The 25,339-nt window shown below is 73.2% G+C and carries 25 protein-coding genes, 3 tRNA genes and 1 pseudogene; 10 read left to right on the top strand and 19 right to left on the bottom strand.

Annotated features, from left to right (window positions below; all coding sequences use genetic code 11):
• The 6 genes from GA0070606_RS19555 to GA0070606_RS32615 form a co-directional block, all read right to left on the bottom strand.
• Positions 1-447: a MaoC family dehydratase N-terminal domain-containing protein gene (locus GA0070606_RS19555; protein ID WP_091102506.1), complete on the bottom strand. Its 447-nt coding sequence runs from the start codon at positions 445-447 to the stop codon at positions 1-3.
• A 125-nt stretch (positions 448-572) separates the two neighbouring features.
• Entirely contained in the window at positions 573-740 is a 168-nt protein-coding gene (rpmG, locus tag GA0070606_RS19550) for a 50S ribosomal protein L33 (protein WP_013288652.1), read from the bottom strand.
• Between the two features lie 133 nt (positions 741-873).
• Positions 874-946 (bottom strand) — tRNA-Met (locus GA0070606_RS19545).
• 25 nt (positions 947-971) lie between these two features.
• Positions 972-1,044 (bottom strand) — tRNA-Thr (locus GA0070606_RS19540).
• 96 nt (positions 1,045-1,140) lie between these two features.
• Entirely contained in the window at positions 1,141-3,669 is a 2,529-nt protein-coding gene (locus GA0070606_RS19535; RefSeq protein WP_091102501.1) for a putative bifunctional diguanylate cyclase/phosphodiesterase, read from the bottom strand.
• A 51-nt stretch (positions 3,670-3,720) separates the two neighbouring features.
• Positions 3,721-3,861, bottom strand: a complete 141-nt coding sequence (locus GA0070606_RS32615) for a hypothetical protein (RefSeq protein WP_176737369.1) — start codon at positions 3,859-3,861, stop codon at positions 3,721-3,723.
• Between the two features lie 523 nt (positions 3,862-4,384).
• On the opposite strand from GA0070606_RS32615, the gene GA0070606_RS19530 reads away from it, so the two are divergent.
• The gene (locus GA0070606_RS19530; RefSeq protein WP_141721736.1) at positions 4,385-5,053 is read left to right on the top strand and encodes a hypothetical protein; all 669 of its coding nucleotides are present in this window, start codon (positions 4,385-4,387) and stop codon (positions 5,051-5,053) included.
• A gap of 188 nt (positions 5,054-5,241) precedes the next feature.
• Entirely contained in the window at positions 5,242-5,655 is a 414-nt protein-coding gene (locus GA0070606_RS19525) for a VOC family protein (RefSeq protein WP_091102489.1), read from the top strand.
• A 176-nt stretch (positions 5,656-5,831) separates the two neighbouring features.
• Here GA0070606_RS19525 and GA0070606_RS19520 read toward each other — a convergent pair whose 3' ends face one another.
• Positions 5,832-6,293, bottom strand: a complete 462-nt coding sequence (locus GA0070606_RS19520) for a beta propeller repeat protein (RefSeq protein WP_091102486.1) — start codon at positions 6,291-6,293, stop codon at positions 5,832-5,834.
• Between the two features lie 725 nt (positions 6,294-7,018).
• On the opposite strand from GA0070606_RS19520, the gene GA0070606_RS19510 reads away from it, so the two are divergent.
• Entirely contained in the window at positions 7,019-7,735 is a 717-nt protein-coding gene (locus GA0070606_RS19510) for a winged helix-turn-helix domain-containing protein (RefSeq protein WP_091102474.1), read from the top strand.
• The gene (locus GA0070606_RS19505; RefSeq protein WP_091102471.1) at positions 7,732-8,988 is read left to right on the top strand and encodes an MFS transporter; all 1,257 of its coding nucleotides are present in this window, start codon (positions 7,732-7,734) and stop codon (positions 8,986-8,988) included. The genes GA0070606_RS19510 and GA0070606_RS19505 overlap by 4 nt, the downstream gene beginning before the upstream one ends.
• A gap of 136 nt (positions 8,989-9,124) precedes the next feature.
• Here the strand turns inward: GA0070606_RS19505 and GA0070606_RS19500 are convergent, their stop codons facing one another.
• From GA0070606_RS19500 to GA0070606_RS19490, 3 genes are all read right to left on the bottom strand, one after another.
• Positions 9,125-9,658 (bottom strand): hypothetical protein, encoded by a 534-nt coding sequence (locus GA0070606_RS19500; protein ID WP_091102467.1) that lies wholly within the window; start codon positions 9,656-9,658, stop codon positions 9,125-9,127.
• Positions 9,659-9,938: 280 nt separating this feature from the next.
• Positions 9,939-10,181 carry a hypothetical protein gene (locus GA0070606_RS19495; RefSeq protein ID WP_091102465.1) on the bottom strand — a complete coding sequence of 81 codons (243 nt, stop codon included), beginning with the start codon at positions 10,179-10,181 and terminating at the stop codon, positions 9,939-9,941.
• A gap of 214 nt (positions 10,182-10,395) precedes the next feature.
• Positions 10,396-10,479 (bottom strand) — tRNA-Tyr (locus GA0070606_RS19490).
• Positions 10,480-10,627: 148 nt separating this feature from the next.
• Here GA0070606_RS19490 and GA0070606_RS19485 point away from each other — a divergent pair.
• The 4 genes from GA0070606_RS19485 to GA0070606_RS32080 all read left to right on the top strand — a co-directional run bounded on the left by GA0070606_RS19485 (position 10,628) and on the right by GA0070606_RS32080 (position 13,397).
• Positions 10,628-11,122, top strand: a complete 495-nt coding sequence (locus tag GA0070606_RS19485) for a YajQ family cyclic di-GMP-binding protein (RefSeq protein WP_091102462.1) — start codon at positions 10,628-10,630, stop codon at positions 11,120-11,122.
• A gap of 206 nt (positions 11,123-11,328) precedes the next feature.
• A complete protein-coding gene (locus tag GA0070606_RS19480) occupies positions 11,329-12,216 on the top strand; it encodes a GNAT family N-acetyltransferase (RefSeq protein ID WP_091102456.1) in 888 nt (295 codons plus the stop codon).
• A 460-nt stretch (positions 12,217-12,676) separates the two neighbouring features.
• Positions 12,677-13,129 carry a DUF1877 family protein gene (locus GA0070606_RS19475; protein WP_091102452.1) on the top strand — a complete coding sequence of 151 codons (453 nt, stop codon included), beginning with the start codon at positions 12,677-12,679 and terminating at the stop codon, positions 13,127-13,129.
• Positions 13,130-13,238: 109 nt separating this feature from the next.
• Positions 13,239-13,397: a hypothetical protein gene (locus GA0070606_RS32080; RefSeq protein WP_176737368.1), complete on the top strand. Its 159-nt coding sequence runs from the start codon at positions 13,239-13,241 to the stop codon at positions 13,395-13,397.
• On the opposite strand, the gene GA0070606_RS19470 is transcribed toward GA0070606_RS32080, so the two are convergent.
• From GA0070606_RS19470 to GA0070606_RS19435, 8 genes and pseudogenes are all read right to left on the bottom strand, one after another.
• Entirely contained in the window at positions 13,398-14,606 is a 1,209-nt protein-coding gene (locus tag GA0070606_RS19470; RefSeq protein ID WP_091107909.1) for an MFS transporter, read from the bottom strand.
• 190 nt (positions 14,607-14,796) lie between these two features.
• The gene (htpX, locus tag GA0070606_RS19465; protein WP_091107908.1) at positions 14,797-15,672 is read right to left on the bottom strand and encodes a zinc metalloprotease HtpX; all 876 of its coding nucleotides are present in this window, start codon (positions 15,670-15,672) and stop codon (positions 14,797-14,799) included.
• A gap of 187 nt (positions 15,673-15,859) precedes the next feature.
• Positions 15,860-17,404, bottom strand: a complete 1,545-nt coding sequence (locus GA0070606_RS19460) for an NADH-quinone oxidoreductase subunit N (protein WP_091102449.1) — start codon at positions 17,402-17,404, stop codon at positions 15,860-15,862.
• Between the two features lie 200 nt (positions 17,405-17,604).
• Positions 17,605-19,122, bottom strand: coding sequence for a complex I subunit 4 family protein (locus tag GA0070606_RS19455; protein WP_091102445.1), 1,518 nt, complete (start codon positions 19,120-19,122; stop codon positions 17,605-17,607).
• 55 nt (positions 19,123-19,177) lie between these two features.
• Positions 19,178-21,115 carry an NADH-quinone oxidoreductase subunit 5 family protein gene (locus GA0070606_RS19450; RefSeq protein ID WP_091102441.1) on the bottom strand — a complete coding sequence of 646 codons (1,938 nt, stop codon included), beginning with the start codon at positions 21,113-21,115 and terminating at the stop codon, positions 19,178-19,180.
• A 128-nt stretch (positions 21,116-21,243) separates the two neighbouring features.
• A pseudogene (nuoK, locus tag GA0070606_RS33405) lies at positions 21,244-21,600 on the bottom strand (NADH-quinone oxidoreductase subunit NuoK); the annotation flags it as partial.
• Entirely contained in the window at positions 21,597-22,250 is a 654-nt protein-coding gene (locus GA0070606_RS19440; RefSeq protein WP_245724744.1) for an NADH-quinone oxidoreductase subunit J family protein, read from the bottom strand. The gene GA0070606_RS19440 and the pseudogene nuoK, both read right to left, overlap by 4 nt.
• Complete coding sequence (locus GA0070606_RS19435; protein ID WP_091102433.1) at positions 22,247-22,873, bottom strand: NuoI/complex I 23 kDa subunit family protein; 627 nt, start codon at positions 22,871-22,873, stop codon at positions 22,247-22,249. Before GA0070606_RS19435 ends, GA0070606_RS19440 begins: the two co-directional genes overlap by 4 nt.
• A 94-nt stretch (positions 22,874-22,967) precedes the next feature.
• Between GA0070606_RS19435 and GA0070606_RS19430 the strand changes: the two genes are divergently transcribed.
• On the top strand, positions 22,968-23,540 hold the full coding sequence (locus GA0070606_RS19430; protein WP_091102430.1) for a Uma2 family endonuclease: 573 nt from the start codon (positions 22,968-22,970) through the stop codon (positions 23,538-23,540).
• Here the strand turns inward: GA0070606_RS19430 and GA0070606_RS19425 are convergent.
• Positions 23,521-23,955, bottom strand: coding sequence for an ester cyclase (locus tag GA0070606_RS19425; protein ID WP_091102426.1), 435 nt, complete (start codon positions 23,953-23,955; stop codon positions 23,521-23,523). The two genes, GA0070606_RS19430 and GA0070606_RS19425, sit on opposite strands and share 20 nt — an antisense overlap.
• Positions 23,956-24,175: 220 nt before the next feature.
• Between GA0070606_RS19425 and GA0070606_RS19420 the strand changes: the two genes are divergently transcribed.
• Entirely contained in the window at positions 24,176-25,261 is a 1,086-nt protein-coding gene (locus GA0070606_RS19420; RefSeq protein ID WP_425413061.1) for a glutathione S-transferase family protein, read from the top strand.
• Positions 25,262-25,339 lie beyond the last annotated feature (78 nt).

The raw sequence follows: 25,339 nt of genomic DNA, 5'->3' as shown, positions 1-25,339 counted from the left end.
TCAGCCCTCCCCGCGTACGACGATCTTCGACCAGACGGTCACCACCGGCTCGCCGGCCGGCGTGCCGACCTCGGTCCGGGTGGTCAGGAAGTCGTGCCCACCGCGGCTGCTGACGTCCTCGACGACGCAGACGCAGACCAGCTCGTCGCCCGCCACCACCGGCCGGGTGTAGGCGAAGCGCTGGTCGCCGTGGACGACCCGGCTGTAGTCGACGCCCAGGGCCGGATCGTCGATGATCTGCTGGCTGGCGGCCATGCTGACCACCACGGGAAAGGTCGGCGGGGCGACCACGTCGGGGTGGCCGAGCGCGCGGGCGACCTCCGGGTCGTGGTGGGCCGGGTCGGTCGCGCCGATCGCCGTCGCGAACTCACGGATCTTTTCTCGGCCCACCTGGTAGGGGGCGGTCGGCGGATACGTCCGGCCGACGAAGGACGGGTCCAGGGACATGCCGCGAACCTACACGCAAAAAAAGATCGCCGATCCGTACGGGCGGCGGCGGCCGGAGCCGCGCCGTCCTCGCGGATCGGCGATCGGGAAGTGCCAGGGACCGGGCCGGCAGGGCCGGCCGCCGGTCAGCGGGTCTCGCGGTGGACCGTGTGCTTGCCGTCCCGCGGGCAGAACTTCTTCAGCTCGATGCGGTCCGGGTCGTTACGACGGTTCTTGCGCGTGATGTAGTTGCGCTCCTTGCACTCCACACACGCCAAAGTGATCTTCGGCCGGACATCGGTCGCCTTCGCCACGGCGGAGTGCCTTCCTCGCTAACGGGTAACAACTACGGCGCATCAGCCTACGCGCTGACGGCGCGGACATGCAAAGTGGGCGCCTGTGGCGCCCATCCCACCGGCCACCGGGAACCAGCCCGGAGGACGAGAGTAGCGGTGGCCGGACTTGAACCGGCGACACAGCGATTATGAGCCGCTTGCTCTGCCATCTGAGCTACACCGCCGTGGCGGGTCCAGCCGGACCCTCTGAGCCCCCTTACGGAATCGAACCGTAGACCTTCTCCTTACCATGGAGACGCTCTGCCGACTGAGCTAAGGGGGCCTGCGCGATCTCCCCGGGGGGTGACGCGCAGGGGATACATTACACGGCCCCGCGGCGGAGATGAAATCGGATCCCCCACCCGCGCATCCGCGCAGCTCAGGGCACGACCCGCAGCCGGGGCAGCTCCCCCGCGGTGATCGTCTCCGGGTCCACCTGGGCGCCGAACCAGGCCTCCAGCCGCTCGTACGGCAGCGGCCGGCTGAACAGGAAGCCCTGGCCGATCTCGCAGCCGATGTCCTGCAGCAGCTCGAGCGTCAGCTCGCTCTCCACGCCCTCGGCGACCACGGCCAGGCCGAACTGCTGGGAGAGGGTGACCACCGCGTTCACGATCGCCAGGTCGCCCGGATCCGTCGCCATGCCCTGCACGAAGGAACGGTCGACCTTCACCTCGTGCACGGGCAGCCGGCGCAGGTGGGCCAGGGAGGAGTCACCCGTGCCGAAGTCGTCGACCGAGAGCCGCACGCCGAGGTCGCGCAGCCGCCGCAGGGTCGGGATGGGCCGGTCGGTGCCGTCCAGCACCCCGGCCTCCTTTATCTCCAGCGTGAGCCGCTGCGGCGGTACGGCGTACTCGTCGAGCAGCTCCCCGACGCGGGCCGGGAAGTGCTGGTCGGTGAGCGTACGGGCGGAGAGGTTGACCGCGACGGCGAGCGGCTGGCCGGCGTGCGACCAGTCCCGGCTGCGCCGCAGCCCCTCCCGGAGCACGACCTCGGTGAGCCGGCCGAGCTGACCCGTGTGCTCGGCCACCGCGACGAAGTCCTCCGGGGCGACCGACCCGTGCGCCGGATGCTCCCACCGGGCCAGGCACTCGACGCCGACCAGCCGGCGGTCCCGCAGCGTCACCTTCGGCTGGAAGTAGACCTCCAGCTCGCCGTCGTCCAACGCCCGCCGCAGGTCGCCGGCGAGCCCGAGCCGCCGCAACGACCGGGACTCCAGCGCCGGGTTGAACAGCTGCACGCTGCCCGGCACGGACTTGGCCGCCGTCGCCGCCAGGTCGACCCGTTGCAGCAGGGAGGCGGCGTCGCTGCCGTGGTCCGGGTGCACGGCGACACCGACCGCCGTGTCCACGTCCAGGGTGAGCGCGTCGAAGACCATCTCGTCGCGGATCTGCTCGCGCAGCTGCGCGGCCAGCTCGACCGCCGCCTCCGCGCTCTCCAGCCGCAGCGTGACGAGGAACTCGTCGCCGCCGGCCCGACCCACCAGGGCCGACGACGGGGCGCAGGAGCGCAGCCGGTCGGCGACCTCGACCAGCACCTTGTCGCCGGCGGCGTGCCCGAGCGACTCGTTGACCTGACGCAGCCGGTCGACGTCGAAGAGGAGCAGCGCCACCACCTCGCCGGGCGCCCGGATCTTCACCGCCTCGTCCAGGGCGCCGCTGATCCGCCGCCGGTTCGGCAGCTTGGTCAGCGCGTCGTGGTAGGCGTCGTGCCGCAGCCGGTCGACCAGCCGGGAATTCTCCAGGGCCACCGCCGCGTGCGCCGCGACCGTCTCGAACAGGGGCACGTCGGCCCGGACGAAGTAGTTGCTGTCGCCCAGCCGGTTCGCCACCTCAAGCGTGCCGATGACCGCCTGGCCGGACCGCAGCGGGATCACGATCACGTCCTTGACGCGCTGCGCCGAGAGCGCCGCGCGCAGGTCGCCGTCGGTCGTCATGCCGCGCCCCACGGCGACCGTACGGCCCTCGTCGCGGGCGCGTTCCCGCAGCGCGGCCGGGGTCTTGGCGAAGTCGAGCAGGCCCGGGTCGTCGTTGCGCGCGGTCAGCAGCACCTCGGGGTGCCGCCCCTGGGCGGGCAGCCAGAGCGTGGCGTACTCCGCCTGCATCAGCGCCCGTACGCGCCCGAGGAGGGCGTCGGGCAGGGTGCCGTACTGGCCGCTCTCGCTCACCGCGCGGCTCAGCTCGTACATGTCGGCGAGGGTGCGGTGCTGCCGGAAGAACTGCGCGTAGGAGCGGTAGACGAGGGCCAGCGCCGCGACCAGGACCGCCAGGAGCAGCAGCGACCACCAGGTGGCGGCGATCAGGATCAGGATGATGATCCCGCAGACGATGTTGATCGCCGCGGCGAGGTGCCCGGGGACGGACTTGCGGAACACCTCCCGGCCGGCCTGCCAGCCCTGCAACAGCGTGTGCACGCCGGCGATGGCGGTCAGGCTGACGAGATTGACCATGCTCGCCGCGGCGAGCATGGTCAGCCAGGTGCGCGGGCCCACGCCCTGCAACGGCGGGAACGCCTGGAGCACCAGCACCGCCAGCGACGATCCCGCGGCCGCCCGGGCCACGTTGAACCAGAACTTGGTGGCGCCGAAGCGGTGTCGTGCGTGGGTGATGATCGCCGCGAGCGTGTAGATCGTGACGACGGTGAGCGGTCGGACGAGGAAGAACGCCAGGACGAGGGGGATCTCGTTCAGCGTCATGCCGATCGACTGCCGCCGAACCGTGAAGTTGAGCACCGGCAGGCCGGCAGCCACCATGGCCACCAGCAGCAGCGCCGCCAGTGGCCATTCGCCGAAGGGTTCCGGAGCGACCAGGCCGACGACCGTCGCGCAGACGACGGCGAGCAGCGCCAGCGGGCCGGTGATCAGCCAGGCGTACTCCGTCGAGCGGGGACCGGTGCGGCCTCGACCCGCCATGCCGCTCCCCTCACCGGTCGCGCCGGCTCACATCATCGAAGTCGTGGGTCGTCAGAGCGACGGCATGTTCCAGATCCAGTCCATCGTCCGCGCTTCTCCCAGAGTGGAGAGGTCGCCGACGACGACACCGCTGGCGAGGGCGGCGAGCACGAGAAGCGAGCCAAGCAGCCGGCCCGGCTTTCGACCAGACATGTTTGCTCCTGTCGAGAAGATGTCACGGGGATGGTGGAGGTTCCACGATCGTGCCACAAGGCAGGTACCCAGAAAAGCGGTGCGCGTACCGCCGAGCCGAGCGTCGGTGACGTTCCGCCGTTCGGACCACCGGCCTCGGCGTCCCGGGCCAGATCACGAGCCCTGTGGGCGTCACCGACCACTTCGTACAGTGCTGAATACGACCTTCGTCGCATTCCGCCGGCACCGGACCCGGCAGGGGGCGAGCCGCTCCCGCTGGCAGCATCCGTCAACCGCCCGGCGAGTCGCACCAACGTCCGGACACACATCCGGGCATCGACCACCATACCCGGTCTGAGCCATCGCGCCAGTGGCGGGACACCCCGCGTCCGATCGGCGGCGTCACCCTCGGCGGGATCGACCGATCAGGGCACGTCGATTTGCCGACGCGGACGGCGGGGCGATCGCGAGGAGTGTGACGGTCCCCGGGCCGGCCCACGCCCGGGACCGCACCGAGGGGTCGGCGCCTGCATACGATGGCCGCGTGACAGAGGACGCGGGGGAAGGGACGAAACAGCAGGCCAGGCAGGGGACGTACCCGCCGACCGGCGACGCCGCGGACCGGTCGGGTACGTCGGTCGGGCCGCTCCGCGCTGCGCCGCTCCGCTCCGTCGCGGTGGGATGCAGGGTGCTGGCCGCCGTGGTGGTCGCCGCGGGCTGGAGCGGGCTGCTGCTGGTGGTCGGCGGGCGCGTCGTACCCGGGTGGGCGCTGGGCGGCGTCCTGCTCGTCGCCTCGTGGACGCTCGCGCTGTTCCGGCGCCGCGTACGCGCGTCGGCGTCCGGCCCGGCCGCCCGGGCCCACCGATCCCGGTGGGCGCTGACGCTGCTGACCGTCCTGACGGCGGCGGGCAGTGCGCTCGGCGGGCTGAACGACCTCTCCACGACGTACCACGTCCTGACCCCGGACGGCCCGGGCGGCTGCCGGGCCGTGGCGCGGGAGACGGCGTTCCTCTTCGCCGGCAGCGGCGCGGTGTACGAGGTGGGTCGCGTCGGGATCGGCCGGCGGGTCGGTTCGTGGACCGCCGACGACGGCTACCGCCCCATCGCCGCGGGCACGTACGAACTGACGTGGGGTGCCGACAGCGGCGTGTTGAACGTCAGCGGCCGCAGCGGCGACCCGGTGTGGCCGGCGCTGCACAAGATCGGCTGCTGAGTCCGCCGGGTCCCGCCGACGGCAGCACCGTCGACGCCACCCCACCGGCAGGAAGCCCGCCGGGAAGGACACCGCCTTCGAGGCGGCGACCCTGGTAGCCGGAACCGGTCAGGAATCGAGAAGCGTCGGACACGGAGCTGTTCGTAGCGTGACCTTACGTGCATTCCTCGAATACAAGGAGACAAGGCATGAAGGCGAACGTGAGCTCGATCCTGCTCGGCGTGCGGGACATGGCCCGGTCGAAGCAGTTCTACGCGGAGGGGCTCGGCTGGAAAATCAAGGACGACTACGGCATCTCGGTGTTCTTCGAGTCGGACAACGGCTCGCTCGTCGGCTTCTACGGGCGGGAGGGCCTGGCCGAGCAGGTGGGCGCGAGCCCGGAGGGCAGCGGCTTCGGCGGCATGGTCCTCACCTACGTCGTCCGCAGCCAGGCGCGGGTCGACGAGATCATGGCGGAGGCCGAGAAGGCCGGCGCCACGATCCTCAAGCCCGCCGGTGCCCTGCCGTGGGGCGGGTACGGCGGCACCTTCGCCGACCCCGACGGCCACGTCTGGAGCCTCGGCTACAGCGACCAGGGCACCGACCAGCCCTACGCGGAGTAGCCGCGGGGCACTCGTCGCACCTGACGGCGACGCGGCCGTCGCCGGGCGCGTACGTCTCGGGGTGTCTGCTCCCCGCGCCCGCGTGACCGCCGCGGTGGCTCGGCGTCGACGCGGGATCGCGCCGACGCCGAACCACCGCGGATCCGACGTGTGCGAGGGACGCGCCTCGGCGTCGCTCAGCCGATGTACAGCGGTCGCCAGTGCAGGCCGTCGTCGGACAGGTACGCCGTCCGCTCGTCGTGGCGGACCCAGCGGTCCGAGGCCACGGCCCGCGGCGCGTCGTGGTGCACCGGCCCGTCGACCGCCAGTGGCGCGTAGGCCCGCCCGTCCCGGCTGGTCAACAGCCCGAAGCGGGACTCACGCTCCGCGAGCAGGACGTGCGTCCCGTCCACGGTGACCGTCGACCCCGCGTGCACCACCCAGCCGTCCGGCAGCCGCGGCTCCTCCGGCTTCCAGGTGACGGCGCCGTCGACGCTGCGGTACACCCGGCGCACGCCGCTCCGCTCGTCGGGCAGCGTCGCGAACAGCGTCCTGCCGTCGGTGGTGGCGAGGTCGAACTCGCAGCCGGTCGAACGGTCGTCCTCCGACTCCCGGTCCAGGACCGTCTTCTGCCAACTCCGGCCGCCGGTACGGCTCACCGCGACGGCTCTCCGCCCCGGTCGCCGGATCGCAGCCGCGTACCCAGAGTCCGGCCGCGGGCGGCGCGTCGACGGGCACGGCCGCGTCCAACGGTGGCTGCGTCGCCAGCGGCACGACGGCGGCGCGCTCCGGGTCGGGCACCACGATGTCGCAGCCCCGCGGGGCGTGGACCACGCAGCCCCAGAGCCGGGTGCCCGGGGCGGCGGCGACGCGCGGCGCGCCACCACGGCCGGCGTCCCGCCAGGTCGCGCCGCCGTCGGTGCTGATCCGCCGGACGCTCCCGCCCGCACCCTTGCCGGCCGACCCCGCCGGCACCTGCGCCACCAGGAACTGCGGGCCGAGCACGGTCACGGTGACGGGGTCGCCGCCGCCACGGGGCGGGAAGTCCGTGCGGCGGTCCCAGCTTCGTCCCCCGTCCGTCGAGGCGACCAGTCGCTGCGGGCAGGTCTCGCAGTCGGCCAGCACCGCGTACAGGTGGGCCCGGTCGCCGCCGCCGACCCACAGCACACGGGCCTCGCCGGCCGCCGGAGTGACGGGCGGCCGCAGGGACGGCAGCACGGCGGCCGCGCCGAGCGCGAGCGCGACCAGCGCCCCGAGGGCGCCGGTGGCCGACGCCTACGACTGAGCCGGGGCGCCGCGCCACGATCGGACCATCCATGGGTCGCGAGACCAGGCATGCCAACAACTCGTTGCAAAGATTCCTTTGCATAGTTATCTTGGCATCATGACCGTGGATCCTCACAAGCCTGGCTACGACTCCAAGCAGGACGTCGTTCTCGACGCGCGGACGCTGCGCGGCGTGGCCCATCCGCTACGCCTGCGGCTGCTCGGCTCGCTGCGTCACGACGGACCGCAGACCGCCACCCAGCTGGCCGCCCGGTTCGGCGAGTCCAGCGCGGCGACCAGCTACCACCTCCGCACACTGGCCGCTCACGGCTTCGTCGCCGACGCGCCGGAGCTGGGGCGGGGCCGGGAACGCTTCTGGCGCGCCGTGCACCGCTCGACCTGGTTCGAGGCTCCCGACCGGGACTCGCCGGAGCGCGAGCTCGGCGAGGCGTACCTGCGCACGGTCGCCCGGATATACGCGGAGAACGTCGAGCGGTCCATCACCGAGCTGGCCGACTGGCCGCAGGAGTGGGTACGGGCGACCAGCATGAGCGACCTCACGGTGAGCCTGAGCGCCGCCGAGGCGCAGCAGCTCGCCGACGACATGATGGCCCTGCTGGTGCGCTATCGGGACCAGGCGGCGGACCGGGCCGGTGACGGATCGGAGCGCGTCGCGATGAGCACGCAGTTCCAGATCTTTCCCCGGGGCGGCCAGCTCGACGCGCTGCTGGCGGCGCGAACGGCGACCGCCGACGGGCCCGCCACCGCGGGTGGCGAATCCTCCGGCACTCCGACCGATGAGCCCTCCCAAACCGCGGACGGAGACCGGCCGTGAGCCGGCGGTCCGCGTACGGGCTGCTCGTCGCCCAGGCGGTCTCGGTCACGGGCACCCGGATGTCGGTCGTGGCCGTGCCCTGGTTCGTGCTGGAGACCACCGGCGACGCCCTGCTGACCGGCGTCACCGCGTTCGTGGAGATGGGTGCCCTGGTCGCGGCGCGCATCCTCGGCGGACCGCTGGTGGACCGCATCGGGCCGCGGGTGGCCAGCGTCGGCGGCGACCTGATCGCCGGGCTCGTGCTCGGCGTGGTTCCCCTGCTGTACGCCGCCGGCCTACTCGCCTATCCGGTCCTGCTCGTGCTGGTCGGCCTGGTCGGGCTGTTCCGCGGCCCCTCCGACAACGCGAAGTACGCGATGGTGCCCGACGTCGCGGCCACCGCCGGCTGGAGCAACGAGCGCGCCGCCGGGCTGGCCGACAGCGTCCACCGCCTCGGGTCGCTGGTCGGGGCGCCGCTGGGCGCGGTGCTGATCGCCCTGGTCGGCGCGCCCGCGGTCATCGCGCTGGACGCGGCCACCTTCCTGCTCGCCGGCGCGCTGGTGGCGACACTGGTCCGGGTCCGGCGGGTCGAACCCGAACCGGCCGAGGCGGGCCACACCGGCGTCCGCGGCTACCTCGCCGACCTGGGGGCGGGGCTACGCTTCGTCCGGCGTGATCCGCTGCTCCGGGCGATCGTCGCCATGGTGCTGCTGACCAACCTGCTCGACCAGGCGATGACGGCGGTGCTGGTCCCGGTGTGGGCGGCCGAACGCTTCGACGACGCCGCACCCGTCGGGCTCGTGTTCGGCGCGCTGAGCGCCGGCGCCCTCGTCGGGTCGCTGCTCGTGTCGATGTACGGCGCGCGACTGCCGCGCTGGCGCACGTACACCGTGGCCTTCCTGCTCGGCGCCGTCCCGCGGATCTTCGTCTTGGCGCTGCCGGTCGGGCTGCCCGTCATCGCGGGCGTCGGGTTCGCCGGCGGGGTGCTGATCGGGGCCATCAACCCGCTGCTGTCCGCCGCGGAGTTCGAACGCATCCCGGCCGAGCTGCGGGCGCGTGTCCTCGGCGCGGTCGGCGGCCTGGCATGGGCCGGCATCCCGCTCGGCGGGCTCGTCGGCGGGGTGCTCGCCACGACGCTCGGCCCCACCGGCGGCATCCTCGTCGTGGGCGCGGCGTACCTGTTGGTCACCCTGGATCCGCTGGTCCGCCGGCGCACCTGGCGGCTGATGGACCGGCCGGCGCCGGCCCCCGCCCCGGTCTCCGTGCCAGCCTGATCCAGTGTCGACGCCGGAACGAGCGAGAGCGGCCCCGGGGCGCGTCTCCGCGGCTCACGGGGCCGTTCGTGCACCTGGTGGGGGCGAAGGATCCGAACCTGTGCGGCGGGGAAGGACGCCGCACCCGGGACGGTGGTCAGTCGGCCTGCTCGGGCGGAAAGTCGTCGGCGAAGGCGGCGTCGGCGGCTGCCGCAGGCATGCAATCGTGCTCGTGGGCCCACGTGCCCGCACCGTGCAGCACGGGATCGGGTCCGTCGTCGGTGACGAAGGTGAAGTCGACGCGTTGAGGCAGGGTGCGCAGCCCGCACTGCCCCTCGATCGGCTTGAGCGGCTCCCAGTCACAGTCCGTGGCGGCCAGGGCGTCGGCCACCTGTGCGAAGGTCAGTCGGGTGGGCAGGGCGACCACCTCGCCCGCCCGTGCGTCGTTCGGCAACTCGACCGTCCCCCGCCAGGTCTGGACCATCACTGAGGTGATGATCCGGCAGCGGCACACGACGAACTCGACGTCCCCGTAGGAGTACAGGTACGGCCACCTGCTGCGCCTGTCGATCCGCCCGATGCCCCACGGGAGGCCGTAAGCGGCGACGACATCTCGTAGCCCGGCGCCGGGATGGAGGAGGCCGACCCGGCCGGTCGCGCCGAACTCTGCCAGAACGTCGAGCGCCTTCATGTCCCCGACCCTCCCGTGATGACGATCTTCCCAGCTCAGCAAGTCACACGAAGCGCAACCGCACTACACAAGCAGTGGGCCCGCTACGAAAGTCGCCGCCCCGGCCTCCGTCGTGGTCAGAGCTTCCGGCTGCCGCGCCAGTCCAGCCCTCGGGACCGGCTTGCCCCGGCCTCCCTCCGCTGCCTCAAGCGCTACATCGTCCGCGACGTCTACACCGCCCTACGCGCAGGCTTCGCCACCCTCAGCAGCATCGGAGACCGCAGCAGAAGCGGGGCTCAGGTCACGCCGGGCGTCGACGCACGCCGCGGGCGACTCGGACAGCGAGCCAGATGCCGCCGGCCAGGAGACTCAGACCGAACAAGGCGATGACAGCCTCATAGGTCCGAGAAGCATCGCCGAGAGGCGGCCCATCCGGCGGCAGATCGTCCCAAGCGTTCCAGGAGCCGTAGACGAACAGTGCACCGACGACTGCCAACGCGAGCGCCATGAGCAGAGACGCGGCCCGTCCGATCCACATCAACATCGCAGGAGTATCGCAACAAAGCTGCCTCCGGCGGGGGCCCGAAGGTGTCTGCCAGGCACAAGCGGCTGCAATAGACATGCACCGAACAACGAAGCGCCGACCTTCGGTGCAAGATCGACCCGCCCACAACCAGTCGTCGACGGCTGGACGCAGCCGGACAGACGACAACGGCCCCCGATCAGCATTCCTGCTGGTCAGGGGCCGTTGGTGCTCCTGGTGGCGGGTAGAGGATTCGAACCTCTGTAGCTTTCGCGACGGATTTACAGTCCGCTCCCATTGGCCGCTCGGGCAACCCGCCAGGGCACCCCACCGCGTCGTAACGCGGCAGCGGAAGCAAGGATAGCGGCTCCCCCCGGCGTGGGTGCAACCGGGTACCGTCAGGGGGTCGTACCGCTGGTCAGCGGGGGACACACGACAACAAACCGCCGGACAGCAGGAGCATGAGCATGGCAGCCAACCCGTCGTTCGACATCGTGAGCAAGGTCGACCGCCAGGAGGTCGACAACGCCCTCCGCCAGGCGGAGAAGGAGCTCGCGACGCGGTTCGACTTCCGGGGCACCGGCGCCGAGATTTCCTGGTCGGGCGAGGAGGCGATCAGCCTCCAGGCGGAGACCGAGGAGCGGGTGCGGGCGGCGCTGGAGGTGTTCAAGGAGAAGCTGGTCAAGCGGAACATCTCGCTGAAGTCGCTGGACGCCGGCGACCCGCGCTCGTCGGGCAAGACGTTCAAGATCGACTGCAAGGTGATCCAGGGCATCGACTCCGACAAGGCCAAGGCGATCAGCAAGAAGATCCGCGACGAGGGCCCGAAGGGCGTCCAGGCGCAGATTCAGGGCGACCAGCTCCGGGTCACCGGCAAGAAGAAGGACGACCTCCAGACCGTGATCGCGCTGCTCAAGGGCGAGGACTTCGGCGTCGCCCTGCAGTTCACCAACTACAGGTAACGCAGGCCCCAGCCGGCCTGGTCATCGCGTCGGCCACGCCGCTTAACCTGGTCAGGCGTCGTCACCAGTAGTCGTCCTTCCACGTTCCGGATCGGCTTTCGACGGCGTGGTGACGGCCTGGCCAGGCATTCAGCGAACCGTGACGAGAGCGCCGGCTACCACCAAAATCGATGGTGCCAGGCCGCTTTCTCGGGTTGGGTGCACGCATGAGCATCAGTGTGAGCACCCCGAGCGTCGATGAGATGTCAGCAGTGGTGGACGCGCTCAAGGGGTGGCAGCACGACGGGGGACCGCTGCATCTGCACTCCGGCGATCTCGGGTGGCACTCGTTACATGGTGCCGAGGCTACGGCGGCTGCCATCCGGATGTGGTCGCGCGACGGGGAGGTTCTCGCGATCGGGCTGCTGGACGGCCCTGAACTGGCGCGCATGGCCGTCGCTCCCGACTGGCGTGATGACGAGGCACTGAACCGCCGGCTCGCCGCTGATCTGGACGCCCCAGGACGCGTCCTGGATGCCGACGGTGCGACGGTCGAAGCCCGAGGTGCGGAGCGTCTGACCCAGCTGCTGCTGGAGCGGGGTTGGGAGCCGGATGAGCCGTGGACGACGTTCCACCGCAGTCTCTCGGACCCGGTACAGGACTGCGGTCTTCGCATCGAGACGATCGAGCCCGATCGCGCCGAGGTGTGGGTCAGCGTCCACTGGTCCGCGTTCCGCGGCTCACCCTTCACTGATGCCGACCGGCGCAGCAGGGTTGGGGGTTGGCTCGCCATGGCCGGCGGCCCGTTCTACGCTGACGCACGCTGCCTCGCCGCATTCGATCACAACGACGAGGCCGTGGCAGTTACGGCTGTGTGGTCAGCCGGCCCGGGTCGGCCAGGACTGCTGGAACCGGTGGGTGTTCACCGCAGTCACCGAGGCCATGGTTACGGCACGGCGATCACGCTTGCCGCCGCTGCGGCCCTTCGCGACATGGGTTCGTCCAGCGCGAGTGTGTGCGTGGAGAGTTCCAACGTCGGCGCCGTAGCTACCTACGCCTCGGCCGGCTTCACGCCGTCACCTGAGGTGGCCGATCTGCGCCGCGGTTCCCGGTGAACACCGGACGAAGGTCGATACCCCTCCGTGCAGGTAGTCGTAGCGCACGGCCGCGCTGGTCGACAGTCGTGTCAAGGTCGCCCTGACATACGGTTCGCGCACGCCGGGACAGGGCGGTGCCGCGACGAGGCCGTGGTGGGGATGCGGCGCGAACTACACGGGCAGGCCTCCGCTGCCGGCCTCGCCGGCCCGAAGGGCGGGAGGCAGCGGTGCGGGTGCGTCTTCGCGCTCGTACGCACCGGGCGGGTGGAGGCGTGGCGATCCGCCAGCGCCCGCGCGCAGCAGGGGAAACCGGCCTGCGTGTCGACGGTGAGCCTCGTCGGGCACGGTTCGCAACCCCAGAGGTTGGGCGACCACGAGCAGGCCCGGACGGGTCCGGCTGCCTCCGGACTGTCGGGGGTTGCTGCCAGAATGGCCGCCGCTCGACCGACCGACCGACCGACGCGAGGATGGTGGACCCATGGGCAGTGTGCTGTCGTTCACCCGGGTCACCCCTGAGGAGCTGACCCGGGCGATGGCCGACCCGGAGTGGGCGATGGAGCACGTGGTCGACGACGAGGACCGGCCCGGCTGCTTCCTGGAGAAGGCCTGGGCCGGCATCCAGTTCCTGCTGGACGAGGCCGAGGTGCGGGTCGATCTCTACGAGGACGGCGACGCGATCGACGAGGAGTGTCTCCTCTTCGCGTGGGACGACGCCCTGGTCGCCCACGCCGCCAAGGCGCTGAGCGCGGCGCCGTTCGAGGCGCTGGCCCGTCACTACGACCCGAAACGCATGATCGAGCGAAACGTCTACCCCACCGTCTGGGGCGACGACGACCTCGGCTACCTCGAATTCCACCACGCCGGGCTGGTCGAGTTCTTCGTGGCGACGGCTGCGGCGGGCGACGCCGCGATCCGGGACTTCAACTTCTGACGCCACCGACGCGAGCGGCGCGACGTCCCCGACCTGGGCCGGGGTGGCCGACCGGGGCGGGCGGGCCAGGGTGAGGACGACGGCGAGGGAGAGGTCGCTGAGCGGGCCGGTGACCAGTTGGCCGAGCGCCATGCCGATCAGCCAGGTGGTCAGGCACGACCTGCTCGGCGCCGCGCTCGCCGAACTCGACGCCCCGGACCGGGCGACGCTGCTCACCGCCGCCCCGGCGCTGCGCCGCCTCGCCGACCTGATGACGCGCCAGCGCTGATCAGGCGGGCACGAGCTCCTCGGCGCGTACGGCGGTGGCCTCCGCGCGGGCGATGGGCCCGGCGGGCAGGGCCGCGATCCCGGCCCCGACGGCGACCGCCGCCCCGGCGAAGAGGAACGCCCAGGGCACCCCACCGGCATGGTCGATGATCAGGCCGGCCACCGCGCCGCCCCCGGCGCTGGCGCCCACCGACATGGTGACGACCCAGGTGTACGCCTCGTTGAGCATGCTCGTCGGGGCGACCCGACCGACCAGGGTGTTCTCCAGGGTGAGCGCGGGCGCGATGGTCGCGCCGCCGATCACCAGGGCGGTGCCCAGCGCCAGCGGGGTGGGCATCACCGCGAAGACGGCGAAGCTGGCGGCCACCCCGGTGAGCAGCAGCGCGAACTGCCGGGTCATGTTCCGGGCCGGCTTGCGGACGCCGAACCAGAAGCCGCCGATCGCGCTGCCGACTCCCCAGACGGCCAGCAGCACGCCGGCGAGGCTGTCCGGGTCGTCCGAGGTGTAGGCGGTCGCGAAGGCCGGCACGGTGACGCCGGCCGCGCCGAAGGCGATGCCGAGGCTGCCCACGCAGAGCAGCAGCGCCGGGAAGCCGGGAACGCGCAGCGGCCCCAGCCCTCGGGTGTGGTGCTCGCGCGGGTGCGGCCGCCAGCCCCGCATCACCCGGCCGAGCGCGACCGCGATGGTGCCGACGAGGGTGACGACGGCCGAACCGATCAGGGCCGCGCCGGCGTCGGCGACCAGGATGAAGCCGGCGACCAGCAGCGGGCCGAGCACGAAGACGATCTCGAAGAGGGTGGTCTCGGCGGCGAGCGCGGTGTTGCGCAGGTGGCGCCGGCCGGACGCGGGCGAGGTGAGGTCGTTCCACGCGCCCCGGATGGCGGCGGTCAGCGGCGGGTACGTCGCCCCGGCGACGCCGGAGGCCACGAAGACCAGCGCCAGGCTGCCCGCGCCGGAGCGGGCCGACCAGAGCAGGCCGAGCAGGGCGACCGGGTGCGCGACGGCGGTGCCGACGAGCACCGGGGTGGGGCCGATCCGGTCGGCGATCCGGCCGGCGACGGGGCTGAGCGCGGCCCCGGCCAGGGCGTAGATGCCCCCGGCGACGGCCGCCAGCGAGTAGCGCCCGGTGACCTGCTCCACGACCAGCAGCAGCGCCAGCGGCGTCATCCCGATCCCGAGCCGTCCGATGATGCCGGTGACCAGCAGCATCGGTGCCCCGGGGATCCGCCAGACGCCCAGGTACTGGCGCACGGCCACGGTCGACCTCCAGGGGATGTAATGAGCGGGGAACCTTCGGACCCTAACGCCGGCGGCGGCGGGAGCGGAACGGTTAACGCGCTCACACGGCGTTCCGCCCGTGTCCGGCGCACCGGACACGGGCGGAACGGTGATCAGCGCCTCAGCGCTGGAACTGCACGGGGCCGCCGCTCGCGGCCATCCGCTCCAGCCGGGCGACCCGCTCCTCCATCTTCGGGTGGGTGGAGAAGAGCGCCGCCACGCCGCCGCCCCTGAACGGGTTGGCGATCATCAGGTGGGCGGTGCTGGTGAGCTGTCCCTGGGCCGGCAGCGGGCGGCGCTGGGCGCCCATGTGGATCTTCCGCAGGGCGCTGGCCAGGGCCAGCGGGTCCCGGGTGAGCTGGGCGCCGGACGCGTCTGCCTGGAACTCGCGGCTGCGGCTGATCGCCAACTGGATGACCGTCGCGGCGATCGGGCCCAGGATGATGGTGAGCAGCAGCACCACCGGGTTCGGGGAATCCTCGTCGTCGCCCCCGCCCAGCGGGATGAACCAGGCGATGTTCGCCAGCATGGTGATGATGCCGGCCAGACCGGCCGCCACGCTGGAGATGAGGATGTCCCGGTTGTAGACGTGCGACAGCTCGTGCCCGATCACGCCCCGCAGCTCGCGGTAGTCGAGGATCTCGGTGATCCCCTGGGTGACGCAGACGGCCGCGTGCTGCGGGTTACGACCCGTGGCGAACGCGTTGGGCTGCGACGTCGGGCTGACATAGAGGCGCGGCATGGGCTGCCCGGCCTCGGTGGCCAGCTCGCGGACCATCCGGTACAGCTCGGGGAACTGTGCCTCGCTGACCGGTTGCGCCCGCATCGAGCGCAGCGCGAGCTTGTCGGAGTAGAAATAGGTGAGGCCGTTCATCGCCAGCGAGACGACGACGGCGATGACCAGCCCGCCACTGCCGCCGAACCAGTAGCCCACCGCCAGGATCAGCGAGGTGAGCAGGCCGAGCAGCGCGGCGGTCTTCAGACGGTTGTGGTGCACGATCACTCCTTCGGTGCACGGATCACGCGGGATCCGCTGACCGGTTCAACAACCCGGTACCCGTCAACCATCCGTCTCATGGCTGTGAGTTGCCTGGGATGTCCGGAGTGCCCGCCCCGATTGCCGCCGTCGAGAGCGGGAATCCTGGCGCGGGAGCCGGCTGCCGAGGGGCGCCTGGGAGGGCGCCTCAGCGGGTGGCGGCGTCGAGCACGAGCTGCGGGGCGCAGCCGATCACCACGGCCACCACGGTCGCCACGACCAGCACCGCGCCGACCGTCCGCGCCCGCACGACGGGAACCTCCCCGGCCGGGGCGGCGGCAGCAGCGGCGGCGGGACCGGTCGGGCCGGCATCGGCGGCCGAGAGTGCGGCGGCGGCATCGGTGGTCGGGGCGGCCCAGAGGGTCGCGGTGAGGCGCAGGTAGTAGGCGAGACCGATCACCGCGTTGACGGCCACCACCACGGCCAGCCAGCCCGCGCCGCCGTCCAGCAGCGACCGGACCACCGTCACCTTCGCGAACAGACCGGCCAGGCCCGGCGGCAGGCCGGCGAGCCCGACCAGCGCCAGGCCGAGCGCCGCCGCCCGCCACGGGTGCCGCCGGCCCGCGCCGCGCAGGTCGTCCAGCGTGCCGCCGTCCGCGCCCGCCGGGCGCAGCGCCACCACGGCCGCGAAGGCCGCCAGCTCCAGCACCACGAAGAAGACGGCGTACGCGACGGCGGCCGCGTACGCGGCGGTGCGGGCGTCGGCGCTTCGCCCGGCCGCCAGCGCCAACGCGCCGAGCGGGGCGAGGATGTAACCGGCCTGGGCCACCGAGGACCAGGCGAGCAGCCGGACCGTACGCCGCTGGCGCAGCGCCACCAGGTTGCCGACGGTCATCGTCAGCACCGCCAGCAGGGCGAGCACCGGGCCGGTCACGTCGGCCGGCAGCGCGTACTGCACCACGGCGAGCAGGGCCACCACGCCGCCCAGCTTCGAGGCGGTGGACAGGTACGCCGCCACCGGCAGCGGCGCGCCGTCGTAGGTGGCCGGTGCCCAGGCGTGGAACGGCACCGCCGCCACCTTGAACGCCAGCCCCAGCACCACCAGTGCCACGGCGGCGGTGGTGAGCGGCAGGTCCAGCAGGTCCGGCCGGTCGGCGAGGAGCGCGCCGATCCGGCCCAGGTGCAGCCCGCCGGTGGCCGCGTAGAGCAGCGCCGCCCCGAGCAGCGTCAGCGTGGTGGCGACCACGCTCACCACGAAGAAGGTGACCGCCGCCTCGGCGCTGGCCAGGCTGCCGCGCCGCAGCCCGACGAGCACGTAGAGCGGCAGGGTCAGCGTCTCCAGCGCCACGATCAGGGTGATCAGGTCGCCGGCCGCGCCGAGCACGACGCCGCCCGTCATCGAGCAGGCGAGCAGGAAGGCGTACTCCCCCGTCGGCGACTGCCCCGCCCGCAGCAGCGGCCCCGACAGCGCGAGCACGCCGAGGGTGAGCAGGGCGACGACGACGGCGACCAGGGCGGCGCGCCCGCCGAAGACGTACGAGCAGTCGGCGCCGACGCAGAACGTCCGCCGCTCGCCCCCGGCGCCGACCACGACCGCGCCGAGCACCGTGGCGAGCGCACCGGCCGCCGCCGTGACCAGCGTGACCCGGCCCCGAGCCACCAGCAGGTCGGCGAGCAGCACCAGCACGGCCGTCCCGGCGGCCAGGTACGCCGGGAGCAGCGCCACGTTGTCGACACTCTGCACAAGGCTCATGCCGGCACTCCGCTCCGCTGCGTGCCGCCACGAGGCACCAAAGCACTGAGCCCGATGATTCGCTCACTCCGCTCGCTCATGCCGGCACTCCGCTCCGCTGCGTGCCGCCACGAGACACCAAGGCACTGAGCCCGACGATTCGCTCACTCCGCTCGCTCATGCCGATGTCCCGTCACGTCCGTGCCGCCGGGCCGGGTCGCTCATCGCAGCACCTCCACCAGGGCGCCGACCGGGGCCTCGGCGACGCCGAGCACCAGGGTCGGGGCCAGACCGACCGCGAGGGCCAGCAGCACCAGCGGCGCCCACGCGACCAGTTCGGCGCGGGCCAGGCCGGGGGCGAGCCGCCCGACCGCCGGGCTGGGCCGCCCGTGCGTCACCCGACGCAGCAGCCGTAGGAAGTACGCCGCGGTGAGCGCCCCGCCGACCGCCGCGAGCACGCCCAGGGTGGTCCAGAGCGCCCCGCCGGCCTGAACGGCGGCGACCACCGCGAACGCCTCGCCCCAGAAGCCGGCCAGTCCGGGCAGGCCGAGCGAGGCGACGGCGGCGAAGCCGAGCAGCCCGGCGAGCCGGGGGGCGGTCTCCCGCAGCCCGGACAGCTCGTCCAGGGACCCGGTGTGCGTGCGGTCCTTGACCGCGCCGGCGAGGAAGAAGAGCAGGCCGGTGATCACCCCGTGCGCGACGTTGCCGATCAGGGCGGCCTGGATGCCGGTGGTGGTGAGCGTGGCGACCCCGAGCAGCACGAAGCCCATGTGCCCGACGCTGGAGTAGGCGATCAGCCGCTTCAGCTCGCGCTGCGCGAGGCAGACCAGCGACCCGACCAGGATCGCCGCGACGGCCAGCACGCCGAGCACCGGGGCGGCCCAGCGGGCGCCCTCCGGGGCCACGCCGACCGCGATCCGGATCAGCCCGTACGTGCCCATCTTGAGCAGCACCCCGGCGAGGACGACGCTGCCGACGGTGGGCGCCTGGGTGTGCGCGTCGGGCAGCCAGGAGTGCAGCGGCCAGAGCGGACTCTTCACCGCGAAGGCGAGCGCGAGCAGCGTGAACGCGGCAAGCTGGGTGCCCCGGGACAGCCCCGCCCCGCCGGTGAGCACCACGATGTCGGCCGTCCCGGCGGCGGCGACCACCACGTAGACGCCGACGAGCAGGAGGACCGAGCCGAACAGCGTGTAGAGGGCGAACTTCGCCGCCGCCCGCCGCCGGTCCGCGCCGCCCCAGCCGGCGATGATCGCGTACATCGGAAGCAGGACGACCTCGAAGAAGACGAAGAAGAGCACGAGGTCGAGGGCGAGGAAGGTGCCGAGGATGCCGACCTCGACGACCAGCAGCAGCGCCACCAGCGCCCGGCCGCTGCCGCCGCCGTCGGGGACCTTCCACAGCGTGTACGCGCAGCAGAGCAGGGTGAGCAGGGCGGTCAGCACCACCAGCGGCCAGGAGATGCCGTCCACCCCGAGGTGGAACCGCAGGTCGAGGCCCGGCACCCAGGGCAGGTCGAGCCGGTGCCACGGGCGCACGGCGGGGACGCCGGCCGTGTAGGTCATCCAGCCGCGGTCTTCGAGGACGAGCAGCGCGGCGGCCACCAGGGTCAGCGCGGCGACGAGCGTGCCGACCGCGCGGGCCGCCCGGTCCCGGGGCGTCGCCGCCACCGCCAACGCGCCGAGCGCCGGCAGCACCAGCACCGCCACCAGCAGGAACTCCCCGAACCGGACGTCACTCACGGCGTCACCCCGGTTCGTGGCCGTGGGGCGCGCAGCACCGGCCCACTCCTCGCGGTCATGCGGAAACTCCGATCAGGACGGCCGCCAGGCCGATCAGCAGCGCCCCGGCCAGCACGCCGGCCGCCGCGCGCGGCAGCGCGGCCCGGTGCAACGCCGCCAGGCCGCCGCCGAGGCCGAGCGCGGCCCGGCCGCTGCCCTCGACCGCGCCGTCCACCACCACCTCGTCGGCCGTACGCGCCGCGCGGGCCAGCGCCTCCGTCGGGCGTACGACCAGGGCGCGCTGGACGTCGTCGAGCCGGAACGCGGCGGCGAAGACCGGCCGCAGCGGGCCCAGCGCGGTCGCCGGGTCGGCGGCCGGGTCCCGCCGCCAGCGCAGCCAGGCCAGCCCCGCCCCGACGGCGAGCAGCGCCAAGGGCAGCAGCAGTTCGGGGCCCACGTGGATCAGGGCCTGCTCGCCGGCCGGCTCGCCGACGGTGGACGTGAGCAGCAGCCGGCGGGCGAAGGCCCGGTCGAAGCCGGCGAGACCGAGCAGGGCGGCGGGCACAGCGAGCAGCAGCACCGGCCAGCGCATCACGGCGGGCGGGTCGTGCGGGCGGGCCAGCGGGGTGCGCGTCTCGCCGAAGAAGGTGCGCAGCAGCAGGCGGGTGGCGTACCAGGCGGTGACCGCGACACCGACGAGCCCGGCCAGCCACACCAGCCAGCCCACCCAGGTCGGGGCCGGGCCGGTGCCGTGCAGGGCGGCCTCCTGGGCGACGGTGAGCACGCCGTCCTTGCTCCAGAAGCCCGCCAGCGGCGGCACCCCGGCCAGCGCCCCGAGCCCGACCACCGTGCACCAGAAGGTGACCGGCATGCCGCGGCGCAGCCCGCCCATGCGGGACATCAGCGTGGTGCCGACGGCGTGGATGACCGCGCCGGCGGCGAGGAACAGCAGCGCCTTGAACGCGGCGTGGGTGAGCAGGTGGAACAGCGCGGCCGGGGTGGAGCCGACCGCCAGCGCGCCCGTCATGTAGCCGATCTGGGACACCGTCGACCAGGCCAGCACGCGCTTGAGGTCGTCCTGGGCGGTGGCGGCGAACGCGCCGAGCAGCAGGGTGACCGAGGCCATGACGCCGAGCACGGCCAGCGCGGCCGGCGTCGCCTCGAACAGCGGGTAGAGCCGGGTGACGGCGTACACGCCGGCGGCGACCATGGTGGCGGCGTGGATCAGCGCCGAGATCGGCGTCGGGCCGGCCATCGCGTCGGGCAGCCAGGTGTGCAGCGGGAACTGTGCGCTCTTGCCGGCCACCCCGGCGAGCAGCAGCAGGCAGGCGACGGTCAGCGTACCGGTGGCGTGGTCGTGGGCGAGCACGTCGGCGATCCGGAAGCTGCCGGCCGAGACGCCGAGCAGCGCGATGCCGAGCAGGAAGCCGACGTCGCCGACCCGGGTCACCAGGAACGCCTTCATGGCGGCGGCCGGCGCCTCGGGCAGCCGGCGGTCGTGGGCGATGAGCAGGTAGGAGCAGATGCCCATCACCTCCCAGCCGACCAGGAGCAGGATCAGGTCGCCGGCGACCACCACCAGCAGCATGGCGGCGGTGAAGAGGCTGATCTGCGCCGCGTACGGCGGGTAGCGGTGGTCGGTGTCGACGTCGTCGTGCGGGCCCCGGCGCAGGTAGCCGATCGAGTAGACCTGCACGGCGAGGGCCACCGCGGCGACCGCGACGGCGACCAGCGCGGCGGCCGGGTCGAGCCGGACGCCGAGCGTCACCGTCAGCCCGCCCAGGTCGACCCAGGTGGTGGACGCCTCCGCCGGCCGGTCGAGGCTGACCAGCAGGGCCACGGCGAGCGCCAGCGCGCCCGCCGCCCCGGCCACGCCGAGCGCGATCGCCGCCCGCCGCGCCCGGTCCTCGCCGGTCCGTGCGCCGCGCGGCGAGGGCGGCAGCAGCAGGCCCAGCAGGCCCGCCGCCAGCGGTACGGCCGGCAGCAGCGCGCCGAGCAGGGTGGTCGTGCTCACCGCTGTCCCTCCGGGCGGTCGGCGGACCCGGGCCGGACGTCCGTCCCGGCGCCGCTCCCGGGGTCGTCCCCGGCAGCGGCGGCGCTCCCAGGGTCGGCCCCGACGCCGGAGGTGCTCGCGGGGGCGGGCCCGGCGCTGGCGGCGACGGTGACCGGCGCGGCCGGAGGCGCGCCGGACGCGGGCTCGGTCAGCGGGACCTCGTCGACGGCGACGCTGGCCCGCAGCCGGTAGAGCTGGAGCACGATCGCCAGGCCGACCCCGATCTCGGCCGCGGCCAGCACGATCACGAAGAGCGCGAACACCTGCCCGCCGTGCGGCAACTGCGCGCGCACGGTGGTGTCGGCGGTGACCAGGATCAGGTTGACCGCGTTGAGCATCAGCTCGACGGCCATCAGCACCAGCACCGCGTTGCGCCGGCGCAGCACGCCGTAGACGCCGAGGCCGAACAGCAGCGCGGCGGTGACGTACGGGATGACGGGTCTCACCGCGACCGCCCGCCGCCGTCGCCCGGACCGTTCCCGGTGACCGTCGCACCCGGCCGGCCTACGCCGGGCCGCTCGCTGCCGGAGGCGGCCTTCGGACGCCTGCCGCCGACGGGCCCGTCGGTGTCGGGCCGGGCGGCGTCGGGGGTCGCCTTCGGGCGGCCGATGTCGGGGCGGGAGAGCACGATCGCGCCGACCAGGGCGGCCAGCAGCAGCACCGAGAGCACCTCGAACGGGAGCACCCAGCTCCGGAAGATCTGATCGCCCAGGCGTTCCGCGGTGCCCGCGTCGGGCAGCTTGACGGCTGTCCAGCGGTAGGCGTCGACCAGCAGGGCGGCCAGCCCGAGCCCGGTGCCGCCGCCGATCAGCGCCGCCGCCCAGCCGGGCCGGTCCAGGTCGTCGGAGGCGCCGATCGGGGCGCGGGTGAGCATCACCGCGAAGAGCAGCAGCACCACCACCGCGCCGACGTAGATCAGCACCTGCACCCAGGCCACCAGCTCGGCGGTGAGCACCAGGTACATCCCGGCCAGCGCCCCGAGACAGACCACCAGGTAGAGGCCGGCCCGGACCAGGTGCCGGGTCGCCACCACCAGCACCCCAGAGCCGACCGCCACCGCGCCGAGGGCGAGCAGCAGCACGTCCGCACCGGTCATGCGCCGGCCTCGGGCTCGGGGCGTACGGCCGGGGCGGCGGGACGGGCGGCGGGCGCGGCCGGGACCGCGGCCTTGCGCGCGGCGGCGGTCTCCTCCTTCGCCGGCTCGCCGTTCGGGTCGTGCGCGGGCGGCGGTGGCACGGTGCCCATCCACTGCCCGAGGTGGTCCTTGTCGTGCAGCAGGTCCTTGATGTCGTACTCGGCGTATTCGAACTCGGGCGACCAGTAGAGCGCGTCGAAGGGGCAGACCTCCACGCAGATGCCGCAGTACATGCAGAGCGAGAAGTCGATGTCGAACCGGTCGAGCACGTTGCGCTGGCGGGGGCGGGCGGCGCCGGGCACCGCCACCTCCTCCTTGTGCGAGTCGATGTAGATGCACCAGTCCGGGCACTCCCGGGCGCAGAGCATGCAGACCGTGCAGTTCTCCTCCAGCAGCGCGATCACCCCTCGCGAGCGGGGCGGCAGCTCGGGAGCGACGTCCGGGTACTGCTGGGTGGTCGAGCGGCGGGTCATCGTCTTCAACGTGACCGCGAGCCCCTTTACCAGGCCCGCGCCGGGCAGGCCACGGTCTCCGCCGGCGCCGCCCGGCTCGCTGCGCTCGCTGCGGTCGGTCATGCCGACCATCCTGCCCTGTGGCCCCGGCGCGCGCGACCACCACCCGGGGTCTGCCGGCGGTACCGTGACCGTGGGGAGAACGACGCACCGGAAAGGGCTCGCCATGACCGCCGCGCTGCAGGGCGACTTTCCGCCGCCGGGCGGGTGGACGGTCGACGACCTCGACCGCCTGCCCGACGACGGCCGCTGTCATGAACTCCTGGACGGCAGCCTCATCGTGTCGCCCTCCCCCACGCGACTCCACCAGTCGATCGCACTGATGCTCGGTGCGGCTCTTCAGGAAAGCTGCCCCGCCGACCTCGACGTCACGCAGGGCGTCGAGGTGCGGCTCTCCCGCACCCGGGCCTTCATCCCCGACGTGCTGGTCACGGAGCTGGGCGCGGCCTCGCGCAACCCCTCGCACTACCGGCCCCACGAGGTGATGCTGATGGTCGAGATCGTCTCCGAGGGGTCGCGCAGCATCGACCGGGTGCTCAAGCCAGCGCTCTACGCCGAGGCCGACATCCCCTATTTCTGGCGGATCGAGACCGAGTCGGGGATCGTCGTGCACACCCACAAGCTCGACCCGGCGAAGCGCGTCTACGTCGAGCAGGCCCGGATGACCGACGGCATCCTCGTCCCGGAGCCGTGGGAGATCGACATTCCGCTGAGCAGGATCACGCCCCGGTCCCGCTGAGCCCGCCGGGCGCGGGCGGGAGCATCTCGACGCCCAGCTGCTGGAGGAGCTGGAACAGCTCGTTGCAGCTCCACACGTCGACGATCCGGCCGGCGTCGTCGAAGCGCAGGAACGTCGCCCCCGAGTAGCTGACCACCTGCCCGGTCGGCGGCACCGGCCCGAACTGGCCGGCCTGGGTGCCCGCCGCCCGCCAGTGCACCGCCACCCGGTCCCCGGCGGCCACCACGTCCACGATCTTGTAGCGCAGGTCCGGGAAGGCGGCGCGGCGTTCCCGGTGCCACGCCAGCGTCGCCTCCGGGCCGGCCCCACCCAACCCCGGGCACTCCGGCGACACCAGCTCGTACGCCGATTCCTCCCGCGCGCCGTTCCACACGTCGGCGATGAAGCGTCGGGCCGCCGCCTCCACATCGGTCATCGCGGCAGCGTAACCGCCGACCGGCCGCCCCGCCCCGTGCGCCGGCGGGCCCAGGCCAGCGGGCCCAGGCCAGCGGGCCCAGGCCAGCGGGCGCAGATCGACGGCTCAGGCCGGCGCGGGCGGGTCGGCGGGGCGGGCAGGTCCGCGCTCGGGGCGCCGCCGGGCGGCGGAGCCGCCATGATGGGACGAGCGACCAAGGCGACGGCGGAGGGGGCGGGGCGTGAACGGCACGACCGAGGACGGCACGTCGGGCGGCGGCCCGGCGACCAGCGCCGACGAGGTGCTGCTGCGGACCGGCGGCAAGTACGTCGAGCCGGGCGGCGAGTTCACCCGGGACCAGCGCTACATCACCACCCGGATCACCGCCGACGCCCGGGACGGTTGGCCGGTGGAGGCCGGCCGGTACCGGCTGGCGGTCAGCCGCGCCTGCCCGTGGGCGAACCGGCTGATCATCGTCCGCCGGCTGCTCGGGCTGGAGGACGCGATCTCGATGGCGGTGGCCGGCCCGACCCACGACAAGCGGAGCTGGACGTTCGACCTGGACCCGGGCGGGCGCGACCCGGTGCTCGGCATCGAACGGCTGGCCGAGGCGTACTTCGCCCGGTTCCCCGGGTACGAGCGGGGCATCACCGTGCCCGCGATCGTGGACGTGCCGACCGGGCAGGTGGTCACCAACGACTTCGGGCAGATGAGCCTCGACCTCTCCACCGAGTGGACGGCGTACCACCGGGCGGGCGCGCCCGACCTCTACCCGGAGCGGCTGCGCGACGAGATCGACGAGGTGAGCACGCTGCTCTTCCGGGACGTCAACAACGGCGTCTACCGGTGCGGCTTCGCCGGCGACCAGGCGGCGTACGAGGAGGCGTACCACCGGCTCTTCGACCGGCTGGATTGGCTGGGCGAGCGGCTGGCCGGGCAGCGCTACCTGGTCGGGGACACCATCACCGAGGCGGACATCCGGCTGTTCACCACCCTGGTCCGCTTCGACCCGGTCTACCACGGCCACTTCAAGTGCAACCGGAGCAAGCTGACCGAGATGCCGGTGCTCTGGGCGTACGTCCGGGACCTGTTCCAGACGCCCGGCTTCGGCGACACGGTCGACTTCGACCACATCAAGCGGCACTACTACGAGGTGCACCGCGACATCAACCCGACCGGCGTGGTGCCGCTCGGCCCGGACCTGACGAACTGGCTCACCCCGCACGGCCGGGAGGCCCTCGGCGGCCGCCCCTTCGGCGACGGCACCCCGCCCCCGCCACCCCCGCCCGCCGAACGCGTCGACCCCGCCCACACCCCGCTGCCCTGACCCACCCACCCCCACCCCGCCCCCGCACCCCCCACCCCCGCGATCTTGCACTTTGTGCCCGCGATTCGCGCACTTTGC

Source organism: Micromonospora citrea (genome assembly GCF_900090315.1).
GTDB classification, from domain to species: Bacteria; Actinomycetota; Actinomycetes; order Mycobacteriales; family Micromonosporaceae; genus Micromonospora; species Micromonospora citrea.
This window is presented reverse-complemented; position numbering and strand designations above follow the sequence as displayed.